This window comes from Xylanimonas oleitrophica, from assembly GCF_003244315.1.
Taxonomy (GTDB): Bacteria; Actinomycetota; Actinomycetes; order Actinomycetales; family Cellulomonadaceae; genus Xylanimonas_A; species Xylanimonas_A oleitrophica.
Map to the genome: position 1 here is coordinate 1 of NZ_QKWH01000011.1, position 21,726 is coordinate 21,726.

The 21,726-nt window shown below is 74.1% G+C and carries 23 protein-coding genes; 14 read left to right on the plus strand and 9 right to left on the minus strand.

Annotated features, from left to right (window positions below; genetic code table 11):
• Positions 1-121: 121 nt before the first annotated feature.
• From DNL40_RS12320 to DNL40_RS16230, 5 genes are all read left to right on the plus strand, one after another.
• A complete protein-coding gene (locus DNL40_RS12320; RefSeq protein WP_111251566.1) occupies positions 122-2,605 on the plus strand; it encodes an ATP-dependent DNA ligase in 2,484 nt (827 codons plus the stop codon).
• 79 nt (positions 2,606-2,684) lie between these two features.
• A complete protein-coding gene (locus DNL40_RS12325) occupies positions 2,685-3,155 on the plus strand; it encodes a VOC family protein (RefSeq protein WP_111251567.1) in 471 nt (156 codons plus the stop codon).
• A 52-nt stretch (positions 3,156-3,207) separates the two neighbouring features.
• Complete coding sequence (locus DNL40_RS12330) at positions 3,208-4,131, plus strand: NADP-dependent oxidoreductase (RefSeq protein WP_111251657.1); 924 nt, start codon at positions 3,208-3,210, stop codon at positions 4,129-4,131.
• Positions 4,132-4,213: 82 nt separating this feature from the next.
• Complete coding sequence (locus DNL40_RS12335) at positions 4,214-5,383, plus strand: aminopeptidase P family protein (protein WP_111251568.1); 1,170 nt, start codon at positions 4,214-4,216, stop codon at positions 5,381-5,383.
• Positions 5,384-5,574: 191 nt separating this feature from the next.
• The gene (locus DNL40_RS16230; protein WP_245885896.1) at positions 5,575-6,186 is read left to right on the plus strand and encodes a DUF2599 domain-containing protein; all 612 of its coding nucleotides are present in this window, start codon (positions 5,575-5,577) and stop codon (positions 6,184-6,186) included.
• Positions 6,187-6,205: 19 nt separating this feature from the next.
• Here DNL40_RS16230 and DNL40_RS12345 read toward each other — a convergent pair whose 3' ends face one another.
• The 4 genes from DNL40_RS12345 to DNL40_RS12360 form a co-directional block, all read right to left on the minus strand.
• The gene (locus tag DNL40_RS12345) at positions 6,206-7,198 is read right to left on the minus strand and encodes an NAD-dependent epimerase/dehydratase family protein (protein ID WP_111251658.1); all 993 of its coding nucleotides are present in this window, start codon (positions 7,196-7,198) and stop codon (positions 6,206-6,208) included.
• 75 nt (positions 7,199-7,273) lie between these two features.
• On the minus strand, positions 7,274-7,624 hold the full coding sequence (locus DNL40_RS12350; protein WP_245885897.1) for a MerR family transcriptional regulator: 351 nt from the start codon (positions 7,622-7,624) through the stop codon (positions 7,274-7,276).
• A 61-nt stretch (positions 7,625-7,685) separates the two neighbouring features.
• Positions 7,686-8,420: an SDR family oxidoreductase gene (locus DNL40_RS12355; RefSeq protein WP_111251570.1), complete on the minus strand. Its 735-nt coding sequence runs from the start codon at positions 8,418-8,420 to the stop codon at positions 7,686-7,688.
• 51 nt (positions 8,421-8,471) lie between these two features.
• A complete protein-coding gene (locus DNL40_RS12360) occupies positions 8,472-9,764 on the minus strand; it encodes an MFS transporter (RefSeq protein WP_111251571.1) in 1,293 nt (430 codons plus the stop codon).
• 63 nt (positions 9,765-9,827) lie between these two features.
• Between DNL40_RS12360 and DNL40_RS12365 the strand changes: the two genes are divergently transcribed.
• Both DNL40_RS12365 and DNL40_RS12370 read left to right on the plus strand, forming a co-directional pair.
• Complete coding sequence (locus DNL40_RS12365; RefSeq protein WP_245885898.1) at positions 9,828-10,280, plus strand: GNAT family N-acetyltransferase; 453 nt, start codon at positions 9,828-9,830, stop codon at positions 10,278-10,280.
• A 26-nt stretch (positions 10,281-10,306) separates the two neighbouring features.
• A complete protein-coding gene (locus tag DNL40_RS12370; protein WP_111251661.1) occupies positions 10,307-10,870 on the plus strand; it encodes a GNAT family N-acetyltransferase in 564 nt (187 codons plus the stop codon).
• A gap of 9 nt (positions 10,871-10,879) precedes the next feature.
• Here DNL40_RS12370 and DNL40_RS12375 read toward each other — a convergent pair whose 3' ends face one another.
• Positions 10,880-11,425, minus strand: coding sequence for an isochorismatase family protein (locus tag DNL40_RS12375; RefSeq protein ID WP_218926062.1), 546 nt, complete (start codon positions 11,423-11,425; stop codon positions 10,880-10,882).
• Positions 11,426-11,491: 66 nt separating this feature from the next.
• On the opposite strand from DNL40_RS12375, the gene DNL40_RS12380 reads away from it, so the two are divergent.
• The 3 genes from DNL40_RS12380 to mqo all read left to right on the plus strand — a co-directional run bounded on the left by DNL40_RS12380 (position 11,492) and on the right by mqo (position 15,111).
• A complete protein-coding gene (locus tag DNL40_RS12380) occupies positions 11,492-12,766 on the plus strand; it encodes a GNAT family N-acetyltransferase (RefSeq protein WP_179951070.1) in 1,275 nt (424 codons plus the stop codon).
• A gap of 16 nt (positions 12,767-12,782) precedes the next feature.
• Positions 12,783-13,448: a pyridoxine/pyridoxamine 5'-phosphate oxidase gene (locus DNL40_RS12385; protein WP_111251574.1), complete on the plus strand. Its 666-nt coding sequence runs from the start codon at positions 12,783-12,785 to the stop codon at positions 13,446-13,448.
• Between the two features lie 127 nt (positions 13,449-13,575).
• Positions 13,576-15,111 carry a malate dehydrogenase (quinone) gene (mqo, locus tag DNL40_RS12390; RefSeq protein ID WP_111251575.1) on the plus strand — a complete coding sequence of 512 codons (1,536 nt, stop codon included), beginning with the start codon at positions 13,576-13,578 and terminating at the stop codon, positions 15,109-15,111.
• Positions 15,112-15,183: 72 nt separating this feature from the next.
• Here the strand turns inward: mqo and DNL40_RS12395 are convergent, their stop codons facing one another.
• Both DNL40_RS12395 and DNL40_RS12400 read right to left on the minus strand, forming a co-directional pair.
• Positions 15,184-15,792: a DUF6891 domain-containing protein gene (locus DNL40_RS12395; RefSeq protein ID WP_111251576.1), complete on the minus strand. Its 609-nt coding sequence runs from the start codon at positions 15,790-15,792 to the stop codon at positions 15,184-15,186.
• 108 nt (positions 15,793-15,900) lie between these two features.
• Entirely contained in the window at positions 15,901-16,305 is a 405-nt protein-coding gene (locus DNL40_RS12400) for a winged helix-turn-helix transcriptional regulator (RefSeq protein WP_111251577.1), read from the minus strand.
• Between the two features lie 160 nt (positions 16,306-16,465).
• Between DNL40_RS12400 and DNL40_RS12405 the strand changes: the two genes are divergently transcribed.
• Both DNL40_RS12405 and DNL40_RS12410 read left to right on the plus strand, forming a co-directional pair.
• Positions 16,466-17,041 carry an NADPH-dependent FMN reductase gene (locus DNL40_RS12405; protein ID WP_111251578.1) on the plus strand — a complete coding sequence of 192 codons (576 nt, stop codon included), beginning with the start codon at positions 16,466-16,468 and terminating at the stop codon, positions 17,039-17,041.
• A 97-nt stretch (positions 17,042-17,138) separates the two neighbouring features.
• Complete coding sequence (locus tag DNL40_RS12410; RefSeq protein ID WP_111251579.1) at positions 17,139-18,170, plus strand: LLM class flavin-dependent oxidoreductase; 1,032 nt, start codon at positions 17,139-17,141, stop codon at positions 18,168-18,170.
• Positions 18,171-18,188: 18 nt separating this feature from the next.
• Here DNL40_RS12410 and DNL40_RS12415 read toward each other — a convergent pair whose 3' ends face one another.
• Positions 18,189-19,067: a LysR family transcriptional regulator ArgP gene (locus DNL40_RS12415; RefSeq protein ID WP_111251580.1), complete on the minus strand. Its 879-nt coding sequence runs from the start codon at positions 19,065-19,067 to the stop codon at positions 18,189-18,191.
• Between the two features lie 80 nt (positions 19,068-19,147).
• On the opposite strand from DNL40_RS12415, the gene DNL40_RS12420 reads away from it, so the two are divergent.
• Positions 19,148-19,786 carry a LysE/ArgO family amino acid transporter gene (locus DNL40_RS12420; RefSeq protein ID WP_111251581.1) on the plus strand — a complete coding sequence of 213 codons (639 nt, stop codon included), beginning with the start codon at positions 19,148-19,150 and terminating at the stop codon, positions 19,784-19,786.
• A gap of 92 nt (positions 19,787-19,878) precedes the next feature.
• Positions 19,879-20,304 carry a VOC family protein gene (locus DNL40_RS12425; RefSeq protein WP_111251582.1) on the plus strand — a complete coding sequence of 142 codons (426 nt, stop codon included), beginning with the start codon at positions 19,879-19,881 and terminating at the stop codon, positions 20,302-20,304.
• Between the two features lie 15 nt (positions 20,305-20,319).
• Here the strand turns inward: DNL40_RS12425 and pntB are convergent, their stop codons facing one another.
• Complete coding sequence (gene pntB / locus DNL40_RS12430; RefSeq protein ID WP_111251583.1) at positions 20,320-21,726, minus strand: Re/Si-specific NAD(P)(+) transhydrogenase subunit beta; 1,407 nt, start codon at positions 21,724-21,726, stop codon at positions 20,320-20,322.

Below are 21,726 nucleotides of genomic sequence, written 5' to 3' on the forward strand. Positions count from 1 at the left end.
GGTCTCCTGTCGTGAGGCGGGCACGGACCGTCACCCTAGGGGCAACGCCCAGCCGGCTGCCAGGAGCCCTGTGGACGACGGGCAGGGAGCGAGCCGGGCGCCGCCGCGCCACGATGGGGCCGTGACCGCACCGCAGACCGTCACCGTCGAGGGGCACCGGATCCAGCTGACCAACCTGGACAAGGTGCTGTACCCCGCCACGGGCACCACGAAGGGCGAGGTGCTGGACTACCTCGCCCGGATCGCGCCGGTGCTGATCCCGCACGCCCGGCGCCGCCCCGCGACGCGCAAACGGTGGCCGAACGGCGTCCAGGGGCAGGTCTTCTTCCAGAAGAACGCCGACGCCTCCACGCCGTCGTGGGTGCGCACCCGCCGCATCGAGCACAAGCACTCCACCAACGACTACGTGCTGGTCGACGACCTGGCCACGCTGACGTGGCTGGGTCAGACGGCGACGCTGGAGATCCACGTGCCCCAGTGGCAGTTCGGCCGCACGGGCGACCACCTGCCCCCGGACCGGCTGGTGCTGGACCTCGACCCGGGCGAGGGAGCGGGCCTGGCGGAGTGTGCGGAGGTCGCGCGCCTGGCCCGCCCGATCCTGCAGGGCATGGGCCTGGAGCCGGTGCCGGTCACGAGCGGCTCGAAGGGCATCCACCTGTACGCGGCGATCGACGCCGGAGGGTCGGACCAGGGCGCGCGTCCGTCGTCGGCGGAGCAGGTATCCGCCGTCGCGCACGAGCTGGCTCGGTACCTGGAGGCCGAGCACCCCGACCTGGTGGTGAGCGACATGAAGAAGTCGTTGCGGGGCGGCAAGGTGCTGGTGGACTGGTCGCAGAACAACGGGAACAAGACCACGATCGCGCCCTACTCCTTGCGCGGGCGCGACCACCCCACGGTGGCGGCGCCGCGGACGTGGGACGAGCTGGACGACCCGGACCTGCGGCACCTGTCGTACACGGAGGTGCTGGAGCGGGTGGAGCGCGACGGCGACCTGCTCGCCGGCCTGGCGGCCGGTCACCTGTCCCAGCTCGAGCCGACGCCGGAGCACATGGCCCGGTTCGAGCGCCTGGAGACGTACAACGCCAAGCGCGACCCGGGGAAGACGCCGGAGCCGTTCGACTCCCCCGAGGTGGCCGCGAGCGCCGATGAGCCCTCCTTCGTGATCCAGGAGCACCATGCTCGCCGGCTGCACTGGGACTTCCGGCTGGAGCACGAGGGGGTGCTGGTGAGCTGGGCACTGCCGAAGGGCGAGCCGACGGACCCGAGGCAGAACCACCTGGCGGTACAGACGGAGGATCATCCGCTGGCGTACGGGAGCTTCGAGGGGACGATCCCGAAGGGCGAGTACGGGGCGGGCGAGGTGACGATCTGGGACTCGGGCACGTACGAGAAGGAGAAGTGGCGGGAGGGCAAGGAGGTCATCGTCACGCTGCACAGCGAGCGGCGCGGCTCGCGCCGTCTGGCGCTGATCCGTACGGGGCGGGGTGAGGACGAGAGCTCGTGGCTGATCCACCGCACCAAGGACCAGCCGCAGGGTGGGCAGCCGGTGGGCGAGGAGCCCCAGGAGGGTTCGACGGCGCCGCCGGAGGAGGCGCAGGTCTCCGCACCGGGGGTGACGGTGCGCCTGTCCCCGATGCTGGCGTCGCTGGCGGACCGGGGCGAGCAGCGCCAGCTCGCCGCGGACGGCACAGGCTCCGACGCCGAGTGGGCGTTCGAGATGAAGTGGGACGGTTACCGGGCGCTGGCTGTCGTCGAGCCGGGGCCTGACGGCGCTCCGGCGGTCCGGCTGCTGTCGCGCACCGGTCAGGACATGACGGCGACGTACCCGGAGCTCCAGGCTCTGGCGGGACAGGTCGGCGACGACCTCCCGGTGGTGCTGGACGGCGAGATCGTGGCCCTGGACGCGCAGGGCCGCCCGGACTTCCGGCGTCTGCAACGCCGCACCGGCGCCGTCGACCTCATGGTGTTCGACGTGCTGCAGGTGGGCTCGCGCTCGCTGGTACGGGTCCCGTGGGAGGAGCGCCGGCAGGTGCTGGAGAAGGTGGTGGAGGCGGCGGCGCCCGTGCACGTGCCGCCCGTGTTCGACGGCGACCTGGACGCGGCGATGTCGACGTCGCGGCGCCTGGGGCTCGAGGGCGTGGTGGCCAAGCGGCGCGAGTCCACCTACTCGACGGCGCGACGCTCCCGGCAGTGGCTGAAGATCAAGCACACCCGCATGCAGGAGGTGGTCGTCGTGGGCTGGCGGCCGCTGCACGCGGGCGAGCCGCGCGAGGACGAGCGCCGCGTGGGGTCCCTGCTGCTGGCGGTTCCGGGGCCGGACGGCGAGCTCCGTTACGCGGGCAAGGTGGGCACGGGGTTCAGCGACGCCGACCGGAAGGCGGTGGCGAGCCGCCTGACCGCCGCGGCGCGCAAGACGCCGCCGCTGGACGGTGTGCCCCGGGTCGAGGCGCGGTACGCCCGCTGGGTGACGCCCAAGCACGTGGGCGAGGTGGAGGCGGCGGAGTGGACCGCGGACCCGACGACGGACCCGGACGCCCGGCTGCGCGCGCCGTCGTGGCGGGGCTGGCGCGAGGACAAGGCCGCGGAGGACGTCGTGGTCGAGTGAGCGCCGGGTACCGATGAGTCCGGGGCCGAGGCGCCGTCGTACCGGTGACAGCACGTCCGCCCCGCCCGAGGAGCCCGCGATGACCAGCGAGACCACCACCCCGACCTTCCCTGACACGCCGGTGCCGCCGCGCCCGGCGACGCAGATCTTCGTCAACCTCCCGGTCGCCGATCTGGACGCCGCGAAGGCGTTCTACGAGGCGCTCGGCTTCGCACCCCACCCCGCGTTCACCGACGAGAACGCGGCAGGGATCGTGCTCGGCGAGAACCTGTTCGTGATGCTGCTGCGCCCCGAGTTCTTCACCACGTTCACGCACCGACCGGTCGCCACCGACGGCATCGAGGCGATCAACGCGCTCAGCTATGCCAGCCGTGAGGAGGTCGACGCCGTCGTCGACGCCGCCCTCGCGGCGGGCGGCACGGAGACCCGCGAGCCGCAGGACCTGGGCTTCATGTACTCCCGCGGCTTCGCCGACCTCGACGGCCACCACTGGGAGGCCGGGCACATGGACATGACCGCCGCGGCCGAGGCGCTCGCCGCCGCCGGCTGACCCGCCGGCCGGCCGCGGAACAATCGCGGCCGGCCGCCACGTTGCCGTGGACATGCGAGCCATCACCTACTCCCGTTACGGAAGCGCCGACGTCCTGGAGCTCACGGAGGAGCCTGACCCGCACATCGGACCGGACAGCGTCGTGGTCCGCGTCAGGGCGGCCTCCGTCAACCCCGTCGACTGGAAGATCCGCGAGGGCTACCTGGAAGGTCTCGTCGACGTCACGTTCCCGGCGATCCCGGGCTGGGACGTCGCCGGGGTGGTCGAGCAGGTCGGCCTGGACACCCCCGAGCTGCAGGTGGGCGACGAGGTGTACGGGTACGTGCGCAAGGACTGGGTGCAGCAGGGCACGTTCGCCGAGCTGGTCGCCGCGCCGGTGCGCACCCTCGCCCGCAAGCCCCGCAGCCTGAGCTTCGAAGAGGCCGCCGCGGTGCCGCTGGCCGGGCTCACGGCCTACCAGTCCGTCGTGCGGTCGAACGTCACCGAGGGCCAGACGGTGCTGGTCCACGCCGCGGCCGGCGGCGTCGGCTCCTTCGCCGTGCAGGTGGCGCGCAGCCTCGGCGCCCGCGTGATCGGCACCGCCAGCGAGCGCAACCACGAGTGGCTGCGAAGCCTCGGCGTCGAGCCGGTGACGTACGGGGACGGGCTGGTCGAGCAGGTGCGCGCCCTGGCCCCCGGCGGTGTCGACGTCGCGCTCGACTACGTGGGTGGCGACGCCGTCGCGCAGAGCGCCGCGCTCCTGGCGCCAGGCGGGGTCATCACCTCCATCACGGACGCCGCCGCGCGCGACGAGCACGGTGGCGGCTACGTGTGGGTGCGTCCGTCGACCACCGATCTGGAGGCGCTCGGCCGCCTGATCGACGACGGCAAGGTCAAGGTCGAGGTCGCCCAGGTGTTCGACCTCGTCGACGCCGCCGGCGCGCACCGCGCCAGCGAGGACGGCCACGTGCGCGGCAAGGTCGTCGTCCGGGTCTGAGCCGCCACGACGGCGGGGCGCCTGCCCGGCGCGGGCGCCCTGCCGTCTGGGACGGTGCCCCGCCGTCTGGGACAGTGGAGGCATGACGCCGTTCGCCCCGCACGTCTACGCCGACCGCCGCCGTCGCGCCGCCGCACAAGCGGCTCACGCCGGCCTCGACGGCCTGCTGGTCACCCCCGGCCCCGACATGACGTACTTCCTCGGCCACACTCCCGTGACCACCGAGCGGCTCACCCTCATGGTCGTCCCCGCCGCCGCCGGGACCGGTCAGGCCGTGGGCACGCCCGACGGCGGACCGGACGGCATCGTGCAGGCGCTCGCCGTCGTGCCGCGCCTGGAGGAGCACGACCTGCGGCTGCGCGCCGTCGGGCCGGTCGAGACGGTCGCGTGGGCCGACGGGGACGACGAGCACTCGGCGGCGGCCCGGCTGCTGCGCGCCGGGGGGCGCTACGCCGTCAGCGACTCCGCGTGGGCGCTGCACGTGCTGGGCCTCCAGCGCGCGCTGCCGGGCGCCACCTTCGAACCGTTCACGCGTGCGCTGCCGATGCTGCGTGCCGTGAAGTCGCCGGAGGAGGTGGCCCGCATGGCCGCAGCCGGCGCCGCGGCCGACGCCGTCTTCGCCGAGATCCTGCGCCGCCCGTTCGCCGGGCGCCGCGAGGCCGAGGTCGCCGCCGACCTCGAGGCGCTGCTGCGCGAGCACGGCCACGAGCAGGTCGACTTCACGCTCGTGTGCGCCGGACCGAACGGCGCCGACCCGCACCACGAGCCCGGTCAGACGGTGATCCGCGAGGGCGACACGGTGGTGCTCGACTTCGGTGGTCTCGCCGACGGCTACGGCTCCGACACCAGCCGCACCGTGCACGTGGGAGAGCCCACCGCGCTGGAGCGGGAGGTGCACGACGTCGTGCGGGCGGCGCAGCAGGCCGGTGTCGACGCGGTGCGCCCGGGCGCCACCTGCCAGGACGTCGACCGGGCCGCTCGCCGGGTGATCGAGGACGCCGGGTTCGGCGAGCACTTCATCCACCGCAGCGGCCACGGCATCGGGCTCACCACCCACGAGCCGCCGTACATGGTCGAGGGCGAGGAACGCCCGGTCGAGCCCGGCATGTGCTTCTCCGTCGAGCCCGGCGTCTACCTGCCCGAGCGGTTCGGAGTGCGCATCGAGGACATCGTGGTCGCGTTCCCGCAGGACCTGCCGGGCGAGGCCCGCCGCCTGAACGTGTCCTCGCACGAGCTGCAGATCGTCGGATGAGCGGCCGCTCACGACGCCGCCTGGTCCCGTCGGCAGTGCTGGCGAGCGCGCTGGCTGCCCTGATGGCCGGCGGGTGCGGGCTCGGGTCGGGGTCGGACGGCGCCGTGCAGGCTTCGCCACCGGTCACCGCGGCCCCGGAGACGGCCCCGGACGCACCGAGCGAGCCCACGGCACCCGCGGATCAGGCCCGCGTGCCCGTCGCCGCCGGCCCGGTGCTGCTCGAGCTCGCCGTCCCGCCCTCGGCCGTGCCCGGTGTGACGGTCTCCCCCGAGGACGACGGCGTGACCACCGTGACGATCGACCCGTCCGGGATCCCGCCCGGTCAGCCGGTCCTCATGGCGCTCGGCACGCCCGGGTCGCTCGCCGAGCAGGCCGACGGCAGCGTGACCGTGCGCGACGTCGACGGGACGGTCGTGGCCGGGCTGACCGCTCCCACCGGCGAGGCGAGCATCAGCGTCGTCGACGACGTGCACGCGCAGCTGCACCTGCCGGCCGCGGCGGGCCCGGTGGAGACCACGCTCGGCACCCGAGCCCTCGCCTCCACCGACTGGGGTCAGCGCGAGGGTGGCCGCTCGGTCGCCGTCGTCCCGACCGACTGGGCCCGCACGGCGGGTGCCGCGGGGTGGGAGCTCGTGTGGGCGCAGCTCGTGTCCGCCGAGCCCGAGGTGGACTCGACGACGATGCACGACCAGCTCGTGTGCCACGCCGTCGGCGCACCTGACAAGGCCGCCTGGAACCTGGAGCCGTGGCGTCCCGCCGTCGGGCTGCTGGAGACGATGGCGGCCCGCTGCAACCCCACCTGACCGGCCGCCCGGGACGGGGTCACGCGCCGCGGACCGCGGCGAGCACCTGTGCCTCCTCGGCGGCGGTCAGCCCCGTGACGGCGGCGTCCGGAGTCGCCCGCAGCCACGCGAGGGTGTCCCGGGCGGTCTCGGCGACGGAGCGGGTCACGAGCCCCGCAGCGGCGGCGGGGGCCGGGTCGTGCGCGAGCATCCCGTCGAGGTCGGGCCGCGGCAGCCACAGCGGCACCGAGCGCTCCCCCGCCCACGGCCGCACGTCGGCGGCCTCGAGCGCCGCCCGTGGCGTCCACCACCAGGTCGGTTCGGCGCCGACGCCGGCGGCGACCTCCCCGAGAAGGTCACCGACCGGCGTCACCGGTCCGACGCCGTCGAACGTGCCGGCCGTGCGCCGCTCGGCCAGCGTGACGATCCAGGCGGCCAGGTCGCGCACGTCGATCACCTGCACGGCGTCGCCCGGGGCGCCCGGGGCGAGCACGTCCGCCTCACCCTCCCGTACCCGGGCCATCCGCGCCGGCCAGTAGGCGAACCGACCGCTCGGGTCCTCGGGGCCCACGACCAGCCCGGGCCGCACGACCGCGGCCCCGGCCGCTGCGTCGCGCACGATCTGCTCGCACGCCACCTTCATCGGCCCGTACGCCTCCGGCGAGACGGCCAGGTCGACGTCCTCGGCGGCGGGCTCGTGGACGGGCCCGGTCTGCGGCGTCTGGCCTGGCGTCGCGCCGTCGGCGTACACGCTCACCGTCGAGACGAAGACCCAGTGCGCGCCGGGCCACGCCGCCACCGCGCGGCGCACGTGCGAGGGCGTGCCCGAGACGTCGACGACGGCGTCGAACGTCTCCTCGATGAGGGCCGCGGGGAGCGCCTGCGCCCGGTCGGCCACGACATGTCGCACGCCGTCGGGCACCGTGCCGGAGACGCCACGGCTCACGGCGACGACGTCGTGACCCCGCGCCACCGCCTCCACGGTCACGGCGCGGGAGAGGAACACGGTGCCACCCAGCACGAGGAGCTTCACGAGCACCACCCTGGCCGCTCCCTGGGTCCCGGGCGAGCGCTTCCGCTCAGGGCGGAGACGCCCGCCCGGGAACCGTCAGGGGTGGCCGTCGGTCGCGGCGATGAGGCGGTCCAGCCGTTCGACGACGGACCGGAGCTCCTCCAGCCGGGCGCGCAGCCGCTCGCGCTGCTCGTGGAGCATCCGCCTCTGCTCAGCGTCGGTGTGCCCGGAGTCGATGCACGGCATCAGCTGGGCCACGTTGCTGCTCGTGAGGCCGGCGGCGAAGAACGCCCGGTAGACCCGGACCCGCTCGACGTCGGCCTCCTGGTACACCCGTTGACCGCCGGGGGTGCGCTCGGCCCGCAGCAGGCCCTGCTCCTCGTAGTAGCGCAGGGCGCGCACGCTGACGTCGGCACGTTCGGCGACCTGGCCGATCTTGAGGGTCACACCTGGCCTCAACCGCGCGCCCGGTGCGCCGATTCCGTGGCAGCCCACGCGCGTCACCGGCTCAGTCCTGAGGAGCGGCCGGCCGCAGAGCCTGGGGGTACAGGGACTCTGCCGGCTCCCCGAGCCTGGCGTGCCACTCGCGCGTCATCTCGTCGCCGTACACCTCGAAGGCGCCGGCCTCGACCCCGTCGAGCGCCGTACGGGCCATGACCGCCGGGTCGGTGAGCGACCAGCCGTCCTCCGGCTTGGCCCAGGCCGCCATGTCGGTGTCCACGAGCCCCATGGCCAGCCCCGTGACCTGCGTGCCCTGGGCCGCGAGCTCCAGGCGCACCCCGTTCGTCAGGTGCCATGCCGCAGCCTTGGAGGCCCCGTACGCGTCGGCGAGCCCGAAGGCGCGGAACGCGGTCTGCGACAGCACGTTGAGGATCGCGCCGCCGCCGTTCGCCCCGAGGATCGGGGCGAACGCCCGCACCGTGCGGAGCGTGCCCCAGTAGTTCACCTCCATCTCGTGCCGGATGGCCTCGATGTCGCCACCGGTGTAGGAGCCGAGCGACGAGAACCCGGCGTTGTTGACCAGCAGGGTGACGTCCGACGCCTCGGCGGCGGCCTGCTCCACGGAGGCGTCGTCCGTGACGTCGAGACGCAGGGGCACGGCGCCCGGGACGTCGACCGACTCGGGCCGCCGGGCCGCGGCGTAGACCTTCGACGCCCCGCGGGCCAGCAGCTCGGTGACGAGGTGCCGACCGAGCCCACGGTTTCCCCCGGTGACCAGGGCGATCTGGTTCGTGATCTCCATGTCGGCGACGCTAGGACCTGACGCCAGCGTGAGCTTCAAGGGTGATCCCCGTCACGCCGGCGCCGGGTCGGCGACCTCGTTCCCCACGCCGTTGACCTGGGGGCTCACCCGCCTCTCCAGGGCCAGCGCGAGGCCAGTCAGCGCCAGGCACCCGGCCACGATCACCGCGACGAACACCCACGAGAGACCGTGCTCCAGGAGGAACCCGGCCACCACCGGTCCCGCGACGGTGCCGGCCTGGAAGGCTCCGGAGGAGACGGCGTTGTACCGGCCGCGCAGGTGGTCGGGCGCCATGTCGTTGGTGATGGCGGGCAGCGCGGACTGCAGCAGGGTCTCGCCCAGGCCGAAGACCGCGTGGAAGACCAGCACCCCGGCCGCCGCGGCGAGACCGCCGGGCACGAGGCCCGTGGCGCCGAGCACCAGCCACGCCACGGCCCAGATGCCGCCCATCGCGGCGAGCACGCGGGTGCGGCGGCGCCCCTGGGCCCGGTTCATCACCCAGAACTGGAGCCCCACGATCACGGCGGTGTTGACCACGAACGCGAACCCGATGACGCGGGTGGAGACCTCCGCGGCCTGGCGGGCGAAGGCCGGGAAGCCGCCCTCCATCTGCCCGTACCCGACGAAGGACGCGAGCAGCGCCAGCACCGTCAGCCACAGCACCTCAGGGCGGCGCAGGATCTGCAGGTAGCCGGCCCCCGGCCCTTCGCCGGGGACGACGTCGGGCCGTGCCGCCCGGCCGTGCAGGCGCCGCAGCGGGCCGAGCAGCACCACGACCGGCACCGCGAACGTGGCGGCGTTGGTGAGGAAGGCCGCCATGAACGTGCCCGGGCGGTCGACGTCGACGAGGAAGCCGCCGACGATCCCGCCCACGCCGATGCCGAGGTTGAGCAGCGCGAAGTTCACCCCGTAGTACCGCTGGCGCAGAGGGCCGTGCACCACGGTGGCGACGAGCGCGTTGATGGCGGGCCAGGCCACGCCGAGCTGGACGCCGAACAGCGCGAGGGCGACGCCGGCCACCACCGGCGTCGTCGCGAAGGCGAGCAGAGCCAGGCCGCTGATCCCGCACGCCAGGCCGGCGAGGATCACGCGGCGAGCACCGTACCGGTCCACCAGGGCGCCGGCCGGGCCGGTCACCGCCAGCCCCACCACGGCGATGAGCCCCATCAGCGTGCCGGAGAGCCCCAGGGGGATCCCGCGCACCTCGTGCAGGTAGATGATCGTGAACGGCAGGGTCAGGCCGCGGCCGAAGAACTGGACGACGACGGTGGACAGCAGCCATCGCCCGTCGCGGGGCAGCTCGTCCCAGAACGCGAGGGCGCCGGAGCGCGAGAGGGTGGGCACGGCAGGATCCTGCGCCTCGGCACCCACACGGCGCTAGCGGATACCGGACGCTACGGTGCGCGGGTGAGCAGCACCGTGACCTTCCGTACCGCCACCTGGGACGACCTCGGGCGCGTCGTCGAGCTCATCGCCGACGACGCCGTCGCCGCCTCTCGCACCGGCGCGTACGGCGCGGCGCACGAGGCCGGGTTCGCGGCGATCGAGGCGAGCCCCAACGACGAGCTGGTCGTCGCCGAGCTCGACGGGCAGGTGGTGGGCTGCATGCAGCTCACCTTCGTCCCCGGCATCTCGCGGAACGGGGCCACCCGCCTGCTGGTCGAGGCGGTGCGTGTGGACGCGCGGCTGCGGGGGCAGGGCGTCGGGCGGGCGATGATGGAGCATGCCCACGCCCGAGGCCGGGAGCGGGGCTGCGCCCTCGCCCAGCTGACGAGCGACAAGCAGCGGCCCGACGCCCACCGCTTCTACCGGTCCCTCGGGTACGCCCAGTCCCACGAGGGGTTCAAGCTCGCGCTGTGACAGCCGGCGCGCGTACGGTGCGGCGCGTGAGCTCCTCTACGACGGTCCGGGACGCCCGGCTCGACCCCGCCGGGCTGGCGGCGGACGCGGCGGCCTGCGCTGCCGTCTACTTCCCGTACGTCACCGGTACCGCTGCGACGTTCGAGGAGGTGCCGCCCTCGGGCGCACAGATGGCCCAGCGCGTGGAGGCGTACGCCGCGAGCCACGCGTGGCTCCTGGCGGAAGCAGACGGCATGGTGCTCGGCTACGCGTACGGGTCCTCCTACCGGCCGCGGCCCGCCTACCGGTGGACCGCCGAGGTCAGCGTGTACCTCGCCGTCGACGCCCCCCGACGTACCGGCGCAGGGCGCGCGCTGTACGCGGCACTCCTCGAACGGCTGGCGCAGCGCGGCTACCGCACGGCGATCGCTGGCATCACGCTGCCCAACGATGCCAGCGTGGGGCTTCATCAGGCGTTCGGGTTCACCGAGGTGGGCGTCGAGCGGCACGTCGGCTGGAAGCTCGGTGCCTGGCACGACCTGCTGCGGATGCAGCGCACGCTCGCCCCCGACACCGAGCCGCCCGGCAGTGCCCCGGCGGAACCGGCCTGACATCGACGGTCAGACGAGCGCGACCTCTGCGTGGCCGGCGACGTCGAAGCTGCCGCCCGGGTAGCGCAGACCGGCGAAGTAGTGGTTGGTGTGCGCGACGATCTGCTCGCCGGTCATCGACACGCCGCCCCACGAGGATCCGGTAGTGGTGTGCGCGTCCGCCACGAGCGTGACGTCGTACCCGAGGGCTGCCGCGGCCTGGGCCGTGGTGCGCACGCAGTAGTCGGACTGCGCGCCCGCGACCACGATGCGCTGGACGCGGCGCGTGTCGAGCACCTCCTGGAGGTCGGTCGCGGCGAAGGCGTCGCGGTAGGCCTTGCGGACCACCGGCTCGTCGCCCGACGCCTCCAGGCCGCCGGCGAGCCGCCAGGCGTCGGTGCCCTCCTCCAGCCCCGGCTCCGAGTGCTGCACCCACACGACGTCGGTGCCCGCCGCCCGGGCGCGCTCGACGAGCGTGCGGGTGCGTCGCAGCACGCCGTCGGCGTCGTGGCAGCCGGCCACCACTCCTTCCTGGAGGTCGATCACGAGCAGGGCGGAGCGCGGCACGACGGGCATGGCCTCCATCCTGCTCGACGGCGGTGTGCCGCCACCAGGGACCACCGGCCCGTTAACCTCGGGACCGTGAGCCTGCCCACACCGGCGGTCGTCCGCCGTGCCACGTTCGACGACGCCGAGGCGGCGCGCCGCCTGGGTCACGAGGGGTTCGGCGTCCCGGCCTCGCCCCTGCCGGGCCCGACGGCGGACGCCTTCCCCGGCCCGCACACCCGCCCGTGGGTCGCCACGGACGGTGACGAGGTGGTGGCCACGCTGCGGGTGCGGTCCCACACCACGTGGTTCCACGGCGCACGCCTGCCCACGGCGGGCATCGCCGGGGTCACGGTCGCCGCCGAGCACCGCGGCCGGGGGCTCCTGCGGCCCCTGTTCGAGGCGGTGGTGGGCGAGGCGCTGGAGCAGGGCGAGGTGGTCTCGACGCTGTTCCCCAGCTCGGCCGGCATCTACACCGGCCTCGGGTACGCGGGCATCGCCTCGCACGACACCGTGCGCATCCCCCTGGCGGCGCTGGACCGCGTGCCCCGCCCAGGGACGACCACCCGGGCTCGCCGGGCCACCGTCGAGGACCTGCCGGCGATCGTCGCGGTGTACGACGCGTGGGCCTCGGCGCAGAACGGCACGCTGACACGCCAGGAGGACCCGTTCCGCCTCACCGCCGAGGAGCTGTTCGGGCCCGACGCGGAGAGCACCGCGGTGACGGTGGCGGTGCAAGGCCCGGCGGACGGTCCAGAGGCCGGCCAGGTGGTGGGTTTCTGCACGTGGGCGCGCGGCACGGGTGGCTACCGTCACGAGGCTCCGCCGCTGCAGGTCTCGGACCTGGTGGCGCTGACGCCCGACGCCGCCCGCGCCCTGTGGCGCGTCCTGGGGTCCAGCGCGTCGGTGGTGCGCGAGGTGGACCTCCAGACCTCCGGCTCCTGGACGCACCCGGACCCGGCGAGCCTGGTGCTGCCCGACCGGACCGCCGCCCTCGTGGACGCCAACCCGTACATGCTGCGCGTCCTCGACGTCCCGGCGGCGCTGGGCGCCGCCCGGGTCGCGCCGGTGGAGGCCCGGGTCCGGTTCGCCGTCGCCGGGCCGGGCGACGACCTCGGGCCGGGAGGGGCGCGGCTGCGCGGTGCCTGGCTGCTCGAGACCTCAGGCGGGGCCGTGCAGGTGGTCCGTGACGGCGACGACCTGGACGGCCGCCCGGTGCTCACGCCCGCGGGTCTCGCGGCCTCGTACGCGGGGGCGACGTCGACGGCGAACCTGCGCGTCGCCGGGCACCTGAGCGGCCCGGACACCCACGACCTGCTCTGGGACGCCCTCTGGGGCGGCCGTGACGTCCATGTCCGCGACGCCTTCTGAGCCTGCGAGGAGAACCATGAGCCTGCGCGACCGCCTGCGCTCCCTGCCCGCCTTCCCGCCCGGGCTGCCGGCCCTCGACCCCGCGACCACGCCGCCCGAGCCGCTCGCCCTGTTCACCACGTGGTTCGACGAGGCGGTCGCGGCAGGTGCGAGCGCCCCGCACGCCACCACGCTGTCGACGGCGGACGCCGCCGGGCGGGTGCACGCGCGCACGCTCCTGCTCAAGGACGTCACCGCCGACGGGTTCTGGTTCGCCTCGCACGCCCGCTCCCCCAAGGGCCGGGACCTCGTGGAGAACCCGAACGCGTCGATGACGTTCTTCTGGCCGGTGCTGGGCCGGCAGGTACGGGTCACGGGGGCGGCCCGCCGTGGGTGCGCGCAGGACAGCGCGGCCGACTTCCTGGCTCGCCCCGAGGCGTCCCGGGCGTCGGGGCTCGTGGGCCGTCAGAGCGAGCCGCTCCCCCACCTGGACGACCACGCGGCCGCGTTCGCCGGCGCCCTCGACCGGGTGCGGCAGGACCCAGGGCTGGTGGCACCGGACTGGACGGCCTACGTGCTGGCCCCGCGCAGCGTGGAGTTCTGGCAGGCGCGGGAGGCCGCGGGGCCGGTGCGGCTGCGGTACCGCGCCGGGCGCGGCGGGGGTGGTGCCACCACGTGGGAGCGTGGCCTCCTCTGGCCATGAGCAGGGCCGACGTCGCTGAGCAGGTGACGTTGGTCCCGCGGAACGAGGGCCTCGGCCTCTGTGATGTGCGCCATAGATGGGCCCGTGGCTTCGTGAGGGTTTTCACGCAGTCCTAGACTCGGGGCTCATGACTGCCGTTTCGAACAGCGCCTCGGACCAGGTCGACGTCGTCCTGATCGGCGGCGGCATCATGAGCGCGACCCTCGGCACGCTGCTCCAGCAGCTCGAGCCGAGCTGGAGCATCCGCCTCTACGAGCGCCTGGACGACGTCGCGCTGGAGTCCACCAACGCGTGGAACAACGCCGGCACGGGGCACGCCGCGCTCTGCGAGCTCAACTACACGCCGGAGCGCAAGGACGGCACGATCGACATCACCAAGGCGGTGAAGATCAACGAGCAGTTCGAGGTGTCCCGCCAGCTCTGGCAGCACCTGCAGGCCAAGGGTGAGCTGAAGGACACCTCGTTCATCAACCGCACCCCGCACATGACGTTCGTGCGTGGGGCCGAGAACGTCGACTACCTGCGCCGCCGCTTCGAGACGCTCTCGGCGCACCCGCTGTTCAAGGGCATGGAGTTCTCCACCGACCCGGCGACGATCGCGCGCTGGTCGCCCCTCCTGGTCGAGGGCCGTGACCCCTCCGAGCCGGTCGCCGCCACCCGCGCCGCCGCCGGGACGGACGTCGACTTCGGCGCCCTCACCCGCCAGCTGGTCGACGCGATGGTCGAGCGCGGCGCCCAGGTGCGCCTGCAGCACGAGGTCAAGAGCCTCAAGCGCACCAAGGACGGCCGCTGGCGCCTCAAGGTCAAGGACCGCTCGTGGAACGCCGAGCAGCGCACCCACCACGTCTCGGCCCGGTTCGTGTTCGTGGGCGCGGGCGGCGGCGCCCTGCCGCTCCTGCAGTCGGCCGGCATCCCGGAGATCAAGGGGTTCGGCGGCTTCCCCATCTCGGGCGAGTTCCTGCGCACCTCCAACCCGGAGATCGTGGCCCGCCACCAGGCCAAGGTGTACGGCAAGGCCGACGTCGGCGCCCCGCCCATGTCGGTGCCGCACCTGGACACCCGCGTGGTGGACGGCAAGACGTACCTGCTCTTCGGCCCCTACGCCGGGTTCAGCCCCAAGTACCTCAAGAAGGGCAAGTACCTGGGCCTGATCACCTCGCTGCGCCTCGACAACCTCACGTCGATGCTCGGCGCGGGCCTGAAGAACATCGACCTCACCCAGTACCTGGTGGGCGAGCTCGTGGCCCGGCCGGAGACCAAGTTCCGCACCCTGCAGGCGTTCTTCCCCGACGCGATGCCGCACGACTGGGAGAAGATCGTGGCCGGCCAGCGCGTGCAGGTCATCAAGCGGGACAAGGACGGCAAGGGCGTGCTCGAGTTCGGCACCGAGGTGGTCGCCGCCGCGGACGGCTCCATCGCCGGCCTGCTCGGCGCCTCGCCCGGCGCCTCGACGGCGGCGTCCGCGATGGTGGACGTGCTCAACCGCTGCTTCCCCGACCGCGCCGCCCAGTGGCAGCCCCGGCTCGCGCAGATGATGCCCAGCCTGGCCGACAGCGACTCCGCCGCCCCCGGCACCATCTCCGGCGAGCGGCACGCCGACGCGCACGGCATGGTGCGCGACGGCGAGGCGTACGCGGCGGTCGACGCCGACGTCCGCGCCTGACCGACGCCACCAGCACCACAGAGGGCGGGGCACGTCACCTGACGTGCCCCGCCCTCTGGTGTCCCCAGGTCGCTACGCCGCGGCAGGCAGGCGCCGCCGCCAGTCGGCGACATGGACGACGACGCCCGCGCCCTCGACGTCGGCGCGCAGACCGTGCTCCGCCAGCGCGGCCACCACCTGCTCGACGACGCGCGAGACGTCGGCGTCGTGGGGAGCCCCCACGGCCAGCCGCAGCCGCCCCCCGGTCAGCCCCTCGACCGCGTCCTCCGGGAAGAAGACCCACCCGGCGCCCGGCCGTGCCAGCGCCCGGGCCTCGCGCTCCCCGCACTCCTCGCAGTCCCCCAGGCTCGCCCGGGCCAGCAGGCCCTGCCGCTGGAGGGTGGCGAACGCCGCGTCGAGCCGCGCGTCGTCCGACGCGCCGTCGCCGCCGTGGGCCGCGAGGGCCGCCGCCCGGGCGTCCCACTCGTGGCGCACGACCCGCTCGACGGTGCCCGCCCGCGGCGCGTCGTCGGCCAGGGCCGCGAGCTCCAGGCAGCGCGCGAGCACGTCGTCGTACGCCAGGAACCCGCCGCGCACCAGGGCGCGGGCCGCCGAGCGAACCTCGTGCAGCACGTCGTCGGCGGAGAGGCGCTCCAGCGCGTCGGTACCGTCCCCGCCCGTGAAGGTCGTCTGCGTGCTCATGGTCCCCACGCTAGGCCGACCCACCGACACCGGCCGGGCGAACGGACCGGCGTGCCCGGCCGCACCAGGAGGTCCACCCACGTGACCAGGGGGCGTGCCCCGCGGCGCTCAGCGTCCACCCGCGTCGTAGCGGGCCCGCGCCGCCACGATGTCCTCCTGGTGCCGCTGCGCCCACGCGATGAGCGCCTCCACGGGCTCCAGCACGGCACGTCCCAGGTCGGTCAGCGCGTACTCCACGCGTGGCGGCACCTCGGCGTAGGCGGCACGGCTCACCAGCCCGTCGCGCTGGAGCTGGCGCAGCGTCACGGTCAGCACACGGTGGGAGATGCCCGGGAGGCGCTCCTGGAGCCGGCCGAACCGGGAGGGGCCGTCGGCCAGCCGGTCGATCGTCAGGAGGGACCACCGGTCTCCCACCCGGCTCAGCACGTCGCGCACCACGGCCTGGGTGTCCGGGGCGTCGCAGGCCCGCCTCGCGTCGGGCGTGGCGGCGGTCTCCAGGCTGGTCTGCGTCATCGCGCAAGTCGTCCCTTCAGGTGCGTCACGCACCTGAAGGTGCGTGTGCCAGACCCGGAATCACCGGGCATGCGACGGCCTTGAGGCTGTCGTCAACTGGGAGAACAGGGGCGCGCCGCCGTCCTCTTCCCGCCGCACGAGAGACCTCTGGAGCACCTCCATGACGAAGATCGGCATCATCCTCGGCAGCACCCGTCCGGGCCGCAACGGCGAGGCCGTGGCCCGCTGGGTCCTGGAGCTCGCCTCCCAGCGCGGCGACGCGCAGTTCGAGCTGGTCGACCTGGCCGACTTCCCCCTGCCTCACCTCGACGAGGCGATCCCGCCGTCGCTCGGCCAGTACACCAACGAGCACACCAAGGCCTGGGCGGCCAAGGTGGCCGAGTTCGACGGGTACGTCTTCGTCACCCCGGAGTACAACCACTCGACGTCGGGCGTGCTGAAGAACGCGCTCGACTTCGTGTACGCCGAGTGGAACAACAAGGCGGCCGGCATCGTGTCCTACGGGTCGGTGGGCGGCGCGCGCGCCGCCGAGCACCTGCGCCTGATCCTCGCCGAGCTGCAGATCGCGACCGTGCGCCAGCAGGTGGCCCTCTCGCTCGCCACGGAGTTCGAGAACTACTCGGTGTTCAAGCCCGGCGACTACAACGAGCCCGCGCTGACCACGCTGCTCGACCAGCTCGTGGCCTGGGCCGGCGCCCTGGCCCCGCTGCGGCAGCCGGCCGGCGTCACCGCCTGACGCGCGCGCACGCACGGCGGGGGTGCGCCGCCGTCGGGCAGACTGGCCACGGCGGCGCACCGCCGCTCCCCTCCCCGCGACCCCCGGAGACTCCCGCATGACCCTCGAGCTCGGCATCGACACCTTCGGTGACGTCACCTTCGACGACGACGGCGCCCCGAAGCCGCAGGCGCAGGTGCTGCGCGACCTGGTGGAGCAGGGGGTGCTGGCCGACCAGGTGGGGCTCGACGTCATCGGGGTGGGCGAGCACCACCGGGAGGACTTCGCCGTCTCGGCACCCGACGTCGTGCTGGCGGCGATCGCCGCGAAGACCGAGCGCATCCACCTGGCCTCGGCGGTCACGGTGCTCAGCTCGGACGACCCGGTGCGCGTGCACCAGCGGTTCGCCACCCTGGACGGGCTCTCGGGCGGCCGCGCCGAGGTGGTGCTGGGCCGCGGCTCGTTCATCGAGTCGTTCCCGCTGTTCGGGTACGACCTGGCGCGGTACGAGGACCTGTTCGAGGAGAAGCTCGAGCTGTTCGCCCGCCTGCTGCCGCAGGAGCCGGTGCGCTGGGAGGGGCGGCTGCGCCCGTCGATCGACGGGCTGAGCGTCTACCCGCGCGTCGAGGGCGGCTCGCTGCGCACCTGGGTGGGCGTGGGCGGCAACCCCGAGTCCGTGGTGCGCGCGGCCCGGTACGGGCTGCCCCTGCAGGTGGCGATCATCGGTGGCAGCCCTGCGCAGTTCGTCCCGCTGGTGGACCTGTACCGGCGGGCGCTGGACCAGCTCGGCAAGGAGCCGCAGCCCGTCGCCGTGCACTCGCCGGGGCACGTGGCCCCCACCGACGAGGAGGCCAAGGAGCAGCTGTGGCCGCACTACGAAGTGGTGATGAGCCGCATCGGCCGCGAGCGCGGCTGGGGTCCCACGAACCGTTCGCAGTTCGAGGCGGCGGCGTCGCGGGAGGGGTCGCTCTACGTGGGCTCCCCGGAGACGGTGGCGCGCAAGATCGCGGCGACGGTCCAGCGTCTGGGCATCCAGCGGTTCGACCTCAAGTACTCCAACGGGACGCTGCCGCACTCGGCGATGATGCGGTCGCTGGAGCTGTACGGCACACAGGTGGCCCCGATGGTGCGGGAGCTGCTCGCACGGTGAGCCCCTTCCGGGCCCTCGTCACGGGAGCAGCGCCTCGCGGGCGGCCTCCCGCACGGCCTGGGCGACGGCGTCGAGCACCGGGGTGCGCAACGACCACTGCTGCCAGTGCAGCTCGACGTCGACGTGGCTGCCGGGGGCGAGGTCGACCAGCTCGCCGGCAGCCTCCGCGGCCTCGGAGTGCTCGGCGGGCAGCAGGCCCCAGCCGATCCCGAGGCGGATGGCGCGGGCGTAGTCGGCCGAGGACGGCACGTAGTGGCGTGGTGGCTCGACGGCGGCACCGGCCTGCTCGCGCAGGTAGCGGTCCTGCAGGTCGTCCTTGCGGTCGAACATCATGACCGGCGCCTGGGCGAGCGCCTCGGTGGTGAGCCCGGCGGAGAACCACCGCTCGGCGAACGCCGGCGTGGCGAACGGGCGGTAGCGCATCACGCCGAGGCGCACCGCAGCGCAGCCCTGGACCGGCGTCGCCTGCGTGGTGACAGCGGCCATCACCTCGCCCTGGCGCAGCAGCTCGGCGGAGTGGTCCTGGTCCTCCCGGTGGACGTCGAACACCGCCAGGTGACCCACGGTGGCGAGGGCACGCAGCGCCCACGTGTTGAGCGAGTCGCCGTTGATCGCGAGCGGCACCCGGGGCAGGTCGCTCGCCTCGGACCGCACACGCGGGAGCCCTGACTCCCGGACGACGGCGAGCACCTGCCGGGCCGAGCGCACGACGTCGACGCCCGCCGCCGTGGCCGCGACGGGGCGGGTACGGCGCAGCAGCACGGTGCCCGCCGCCGTCTCGAGAGCCTTGATGCGCTGGCTCACCGCCGACGGCGTCACGTGCAGCAGGCGGGCGGCGGCGTCGAACGACCCCTCGTCGACCACGGCGACGAGGGCCTCGAGCTGGGCGAGCTCCATGCCTCGATCTTAAGCGTCGCTGTTCGAGGCTGAGAAACATTCGTTGGACTGCATCGCAGCGCGTGCCTAGCGTCGTCGCCGTGAACCTCTCCCCCGCCGCCTCGGCCGCAGCGCTCGACGCGCTCACCGGCCTCGGCTTCGGCCTCTCCCTCATCGTCGCCATCGGCGCGCAGAACACCTTCGTGCTGCGCCAGGGGCTGCGCCGTGAGCACGTCGGTGCCGTGGTGGCGGTGTGCATGCTCTCCGACGTCGTCCTCATCTCGGCAGGCGTCGCCGGCGCCGGGGCCCTGCTCGGTGCGGTGCCGTGGCTCGCCACCGTCATGCGGTGGGGCGGGGCGGCGTTCCTCCTCGTGTACGCGGCGCTCGCCGCACGCCGGGCCCTGCGCCCCACCGGCGCCGCGCTCGACGCTGACACCGGGCGGGTCCCCGCCGGGCTCGGGTCCGCCGTCGGCACCGCCATGGCCCTGACCTGGCTCAACCCGCACGTGTACCTCGACACGCTCGTGCTGCTCGGCTCGGTGGCCGGCGGGCACGGCGACGGACGCTGGTGGTTCGGCGCCGGGGCGATCCTCGGCAGCGTCGTGTGGTTCACCGCCCTCGGGTACGGCGCCCGCCTCCTGCGGCCGCTCTTCGCCCGGCCCCGGGCGTGGCGGGTGCTCGACGGCGCCATCGCCGTCGTCATGACCGCCATCGCCGTGGGGCTCGTCGCCGGGGCGTGAGGTCGCGGCGACCGGTCCGCTCGCCGGGCGCGCGTTCCCCGCAGGTGACCGTCAGCGGGTGACCGTCGGCGGGCCGGCGTAGCGTCGCCCGTATGAGCGACGAAGCCATCCCTCCCCGCCCGAGGCTCGACCTCGTGATCCTGGACTGCCCCGACGCCCTGGAGCTGGCCCGGTTCTACGGGCAGGTGCTCGGCTGGGAGCTCGAGGACGGCTCCACGCGCGACTGGGCCACCCTCCAGCCGCCGCGCGGCGGGCTCAGCCCCGAGAACCCCGACGGCGGCCCGTCCCTCGCCTTCCAGCGGATCGATGACTACGCCACCCCCACCTGGCCCGGCGGCGCCCACCCGCAGCAGATGCATCTCGACCTGTGGGCCGGGGACATCGACGCCGCCGAACCCGCCGTGCTGGCCGCCGGAGCACGGGTGCACGAGCACCAGCCCTCCGAGAACGGGTCGTTCCGCGTCTACACCGACCCCGCCGGGCACCCTTTCTGCCTCATCGGGCGCCCTAGCGCCTGACCGGCTCCACCGGCGTCAGAGCGCCTGGACGATCTTCTCGACCTGCTCCTTGGCGTCTCCGAAGAGCATCGCGGTGTTCTCGCGGAAGAACAGCGGGTTCTGCACGCCCGCGTACCCGGTGGCCATGGACCGCTTGAACACGACGACCTGCTTGGCCTCCCACACCGTGAGCACGGGCATGCCCGCGATCGGCGAGGCCGGGTCCTCCAGCGCCGCGGGGTTGACGGTGTCGTTGGCCCCGATGACGAGGACGACGTCGGTGTCGGCGAGATCGTCGTTGATCTCGTCCATCTCGAGCACGATGTCGTAGGGCACCTTGGCCTCGGCGAGGAGCACGTTCATGTGGCCGGGCAGCCGGCCGGCCACGGGGTGCACGCCGAACCGGACCTGGACGCCCCGGCCGCGCAGGCGGGAGACGAGCTCGGCCACGGGGTACTGCGCCTTGGCGACGGCCATGCCGTAACCGGGGGTGATGACCACTGTCTTGGCGGTGCGCAGGAGGTCGGCGACCTGCTCGGCGAGCATCTCGCGGTGCTCGCCCTGCTCGCCGCTGCTGGCCGTGGCCGCGGGGCTGCCGTCGGACCCGAACCCGCCGAGGATGACGGAGACGAACGAGCGGTTCATGGCCTTGCACATGATGTAGCTGAGGATCGCGCCGGAGGATCCCACGAGCGCCCCGGTGACGATGAGCAGGTCGTTGCCGAGCATGAACCCGGCGGCAGCGGCGGCCCACCCGGAGTAGGAGTTGAGCATCGACACGACGACGGGCATGTCGCCGCCGCCGATCGCCGCGACGAGGTGGAGGCCGAGGGCGAGCGCGATCACCGTCATGAGCAGGAGCGGCACGATCCCGGTGGCGGGGTCGGCGAGGAACCATGCCAGGAGGGCAAAGGACGCCACGAGCGCCCCGAGGTTGAGCCGGTTGCGTCCGGGCAGCGTGAGCGGTGCGGACTTCATGCGGCCGCTGAGCTTGAGGAAGGCGACGACGGAACCGGTGAACGTGACGGCACCGATGAGCACGCCGAGGAACACCTCGACCAGGTGCACGGCGCCGCCGGCGCCCTCGTGGGCCCGCTCGGTGAGGTAGGAGTTGTAGCCGACGGCCACGGCGGCCAGGCCCACGAACGAGTGCAGGATGGCGATGAGCTCGGGCATCTGCGTCATCTCGACGCTGCGCGCCCGCCAGGAGCCGACGAGCGCCCCCACGAGCAGCACGGCCACGATCAGAGCGAGCGTCACGCCCACGGGCCGCTGCGACTGCTCGACGGCGAGCAAGACGGTGGCACCGAGGGCGAGCGCCATGCCGATCATGCCGAGGGTGACTCCGCGGCGGGCGGAGGTCTGCTTGGCGAGCCCGGCCAGGGAGAGCACGAACAGCACGGCGGCGACGACGTAGACGGCCTGGGCGAGGGAGGTGAGCAC

Bases quoted from the DNA above. Each gene is read 5' to 3' on its own strand.
- DNL40_RS12355 (WP_111251570.1), bottom strand. From the start codon at position 8,420: ATGGAGATCACGAACCAGATCGCCCTGGTCACCGGGGGAAACCGTGGG.
- DNL40_RS12335 (WP_111251568.1), top strand. From the start codon at position 4,214: ATGACGCCGTTCGCCCCGCACGTCTACGCCGACCGCCGCCGTCGCGCC.
- DNL40_RS12395 (WP_111251576.1), bottom strand. From the start codon at position 15,792: ATGAGCACGCAGACGACCTTCACGGGCGGGGACGGTACCGACGCGCTG.
- DNL40_RS12385 (WP_111251574.1), top strand. From the start codon at position 12,783: ATGAGCCTGCGCGACCGCCTGCGCTCCCTGCCCGCCTTCCCGCCCGGG.
- DNL40_RS12400 (WP_111251577.1), bottom strand. From the start codon at position 16,305: ATGACGCAGACCAGCCTGGAGACCGCCGCCACGCCCGACGCGAGGCGG.
- DNL40_RS12330 (WP_111251657.1), top strand. From the start codon at position 3,208: ATGCGAGCCATCACCTACTCCCGTTACGGAAGCGCCGACGTCCTGGAG.
- DNL40_RS12425 (WP_111251582.1), top strand. From the start codon at position 19,879: ATGAGCGACGAAGCCATCCCTCCCCGCCCGAGGCTCGACCTCGTGATC.
- DNL40_RS12325 (WP_111251567.1), top strand. From the start codon at position 2,685: ATGACCAGCGAGACCACCACCCCGACCTTCCCTGACACGCCGGTGCCG.
- DNL40_RS12415 (WP_111251580.1), bottom strand. From the start codon at position 19,067: ATGGAGCTCGCCCAGCTCGAGGCCCTCGTCGCCGTGGTCGACGAGGGG.
- DNL40_RS12405 (WP_111251578.1), top strand. From the start codon at position 16,466: ATGACGAAGATCGGCATCATCCTCGGCAGCACCCGTCCGGGCCGCAAC.
- mqo (WP_111251575.1), top strand. From the start codon at position 13,576: ATGACTGCCGTTTCGAACAGCGCCTCGGACCAGGTCGACGTCGTCCTG.
- DNL40_RS12375 (WP_218926062.1), bottom strand. From the start codon at position 11,425: ATGCCCGTCGTGCCGCGCTCCGCCCTGCTCGTGATCGACCTCCAGGAA.
- DNL40_RS12410 (WP_111251579.1), top strand. From the start codon at position 17,139: ATGACCCTCGAGCTCGGCATCGACACCTTCGGTGACGTCACCTTCGAC.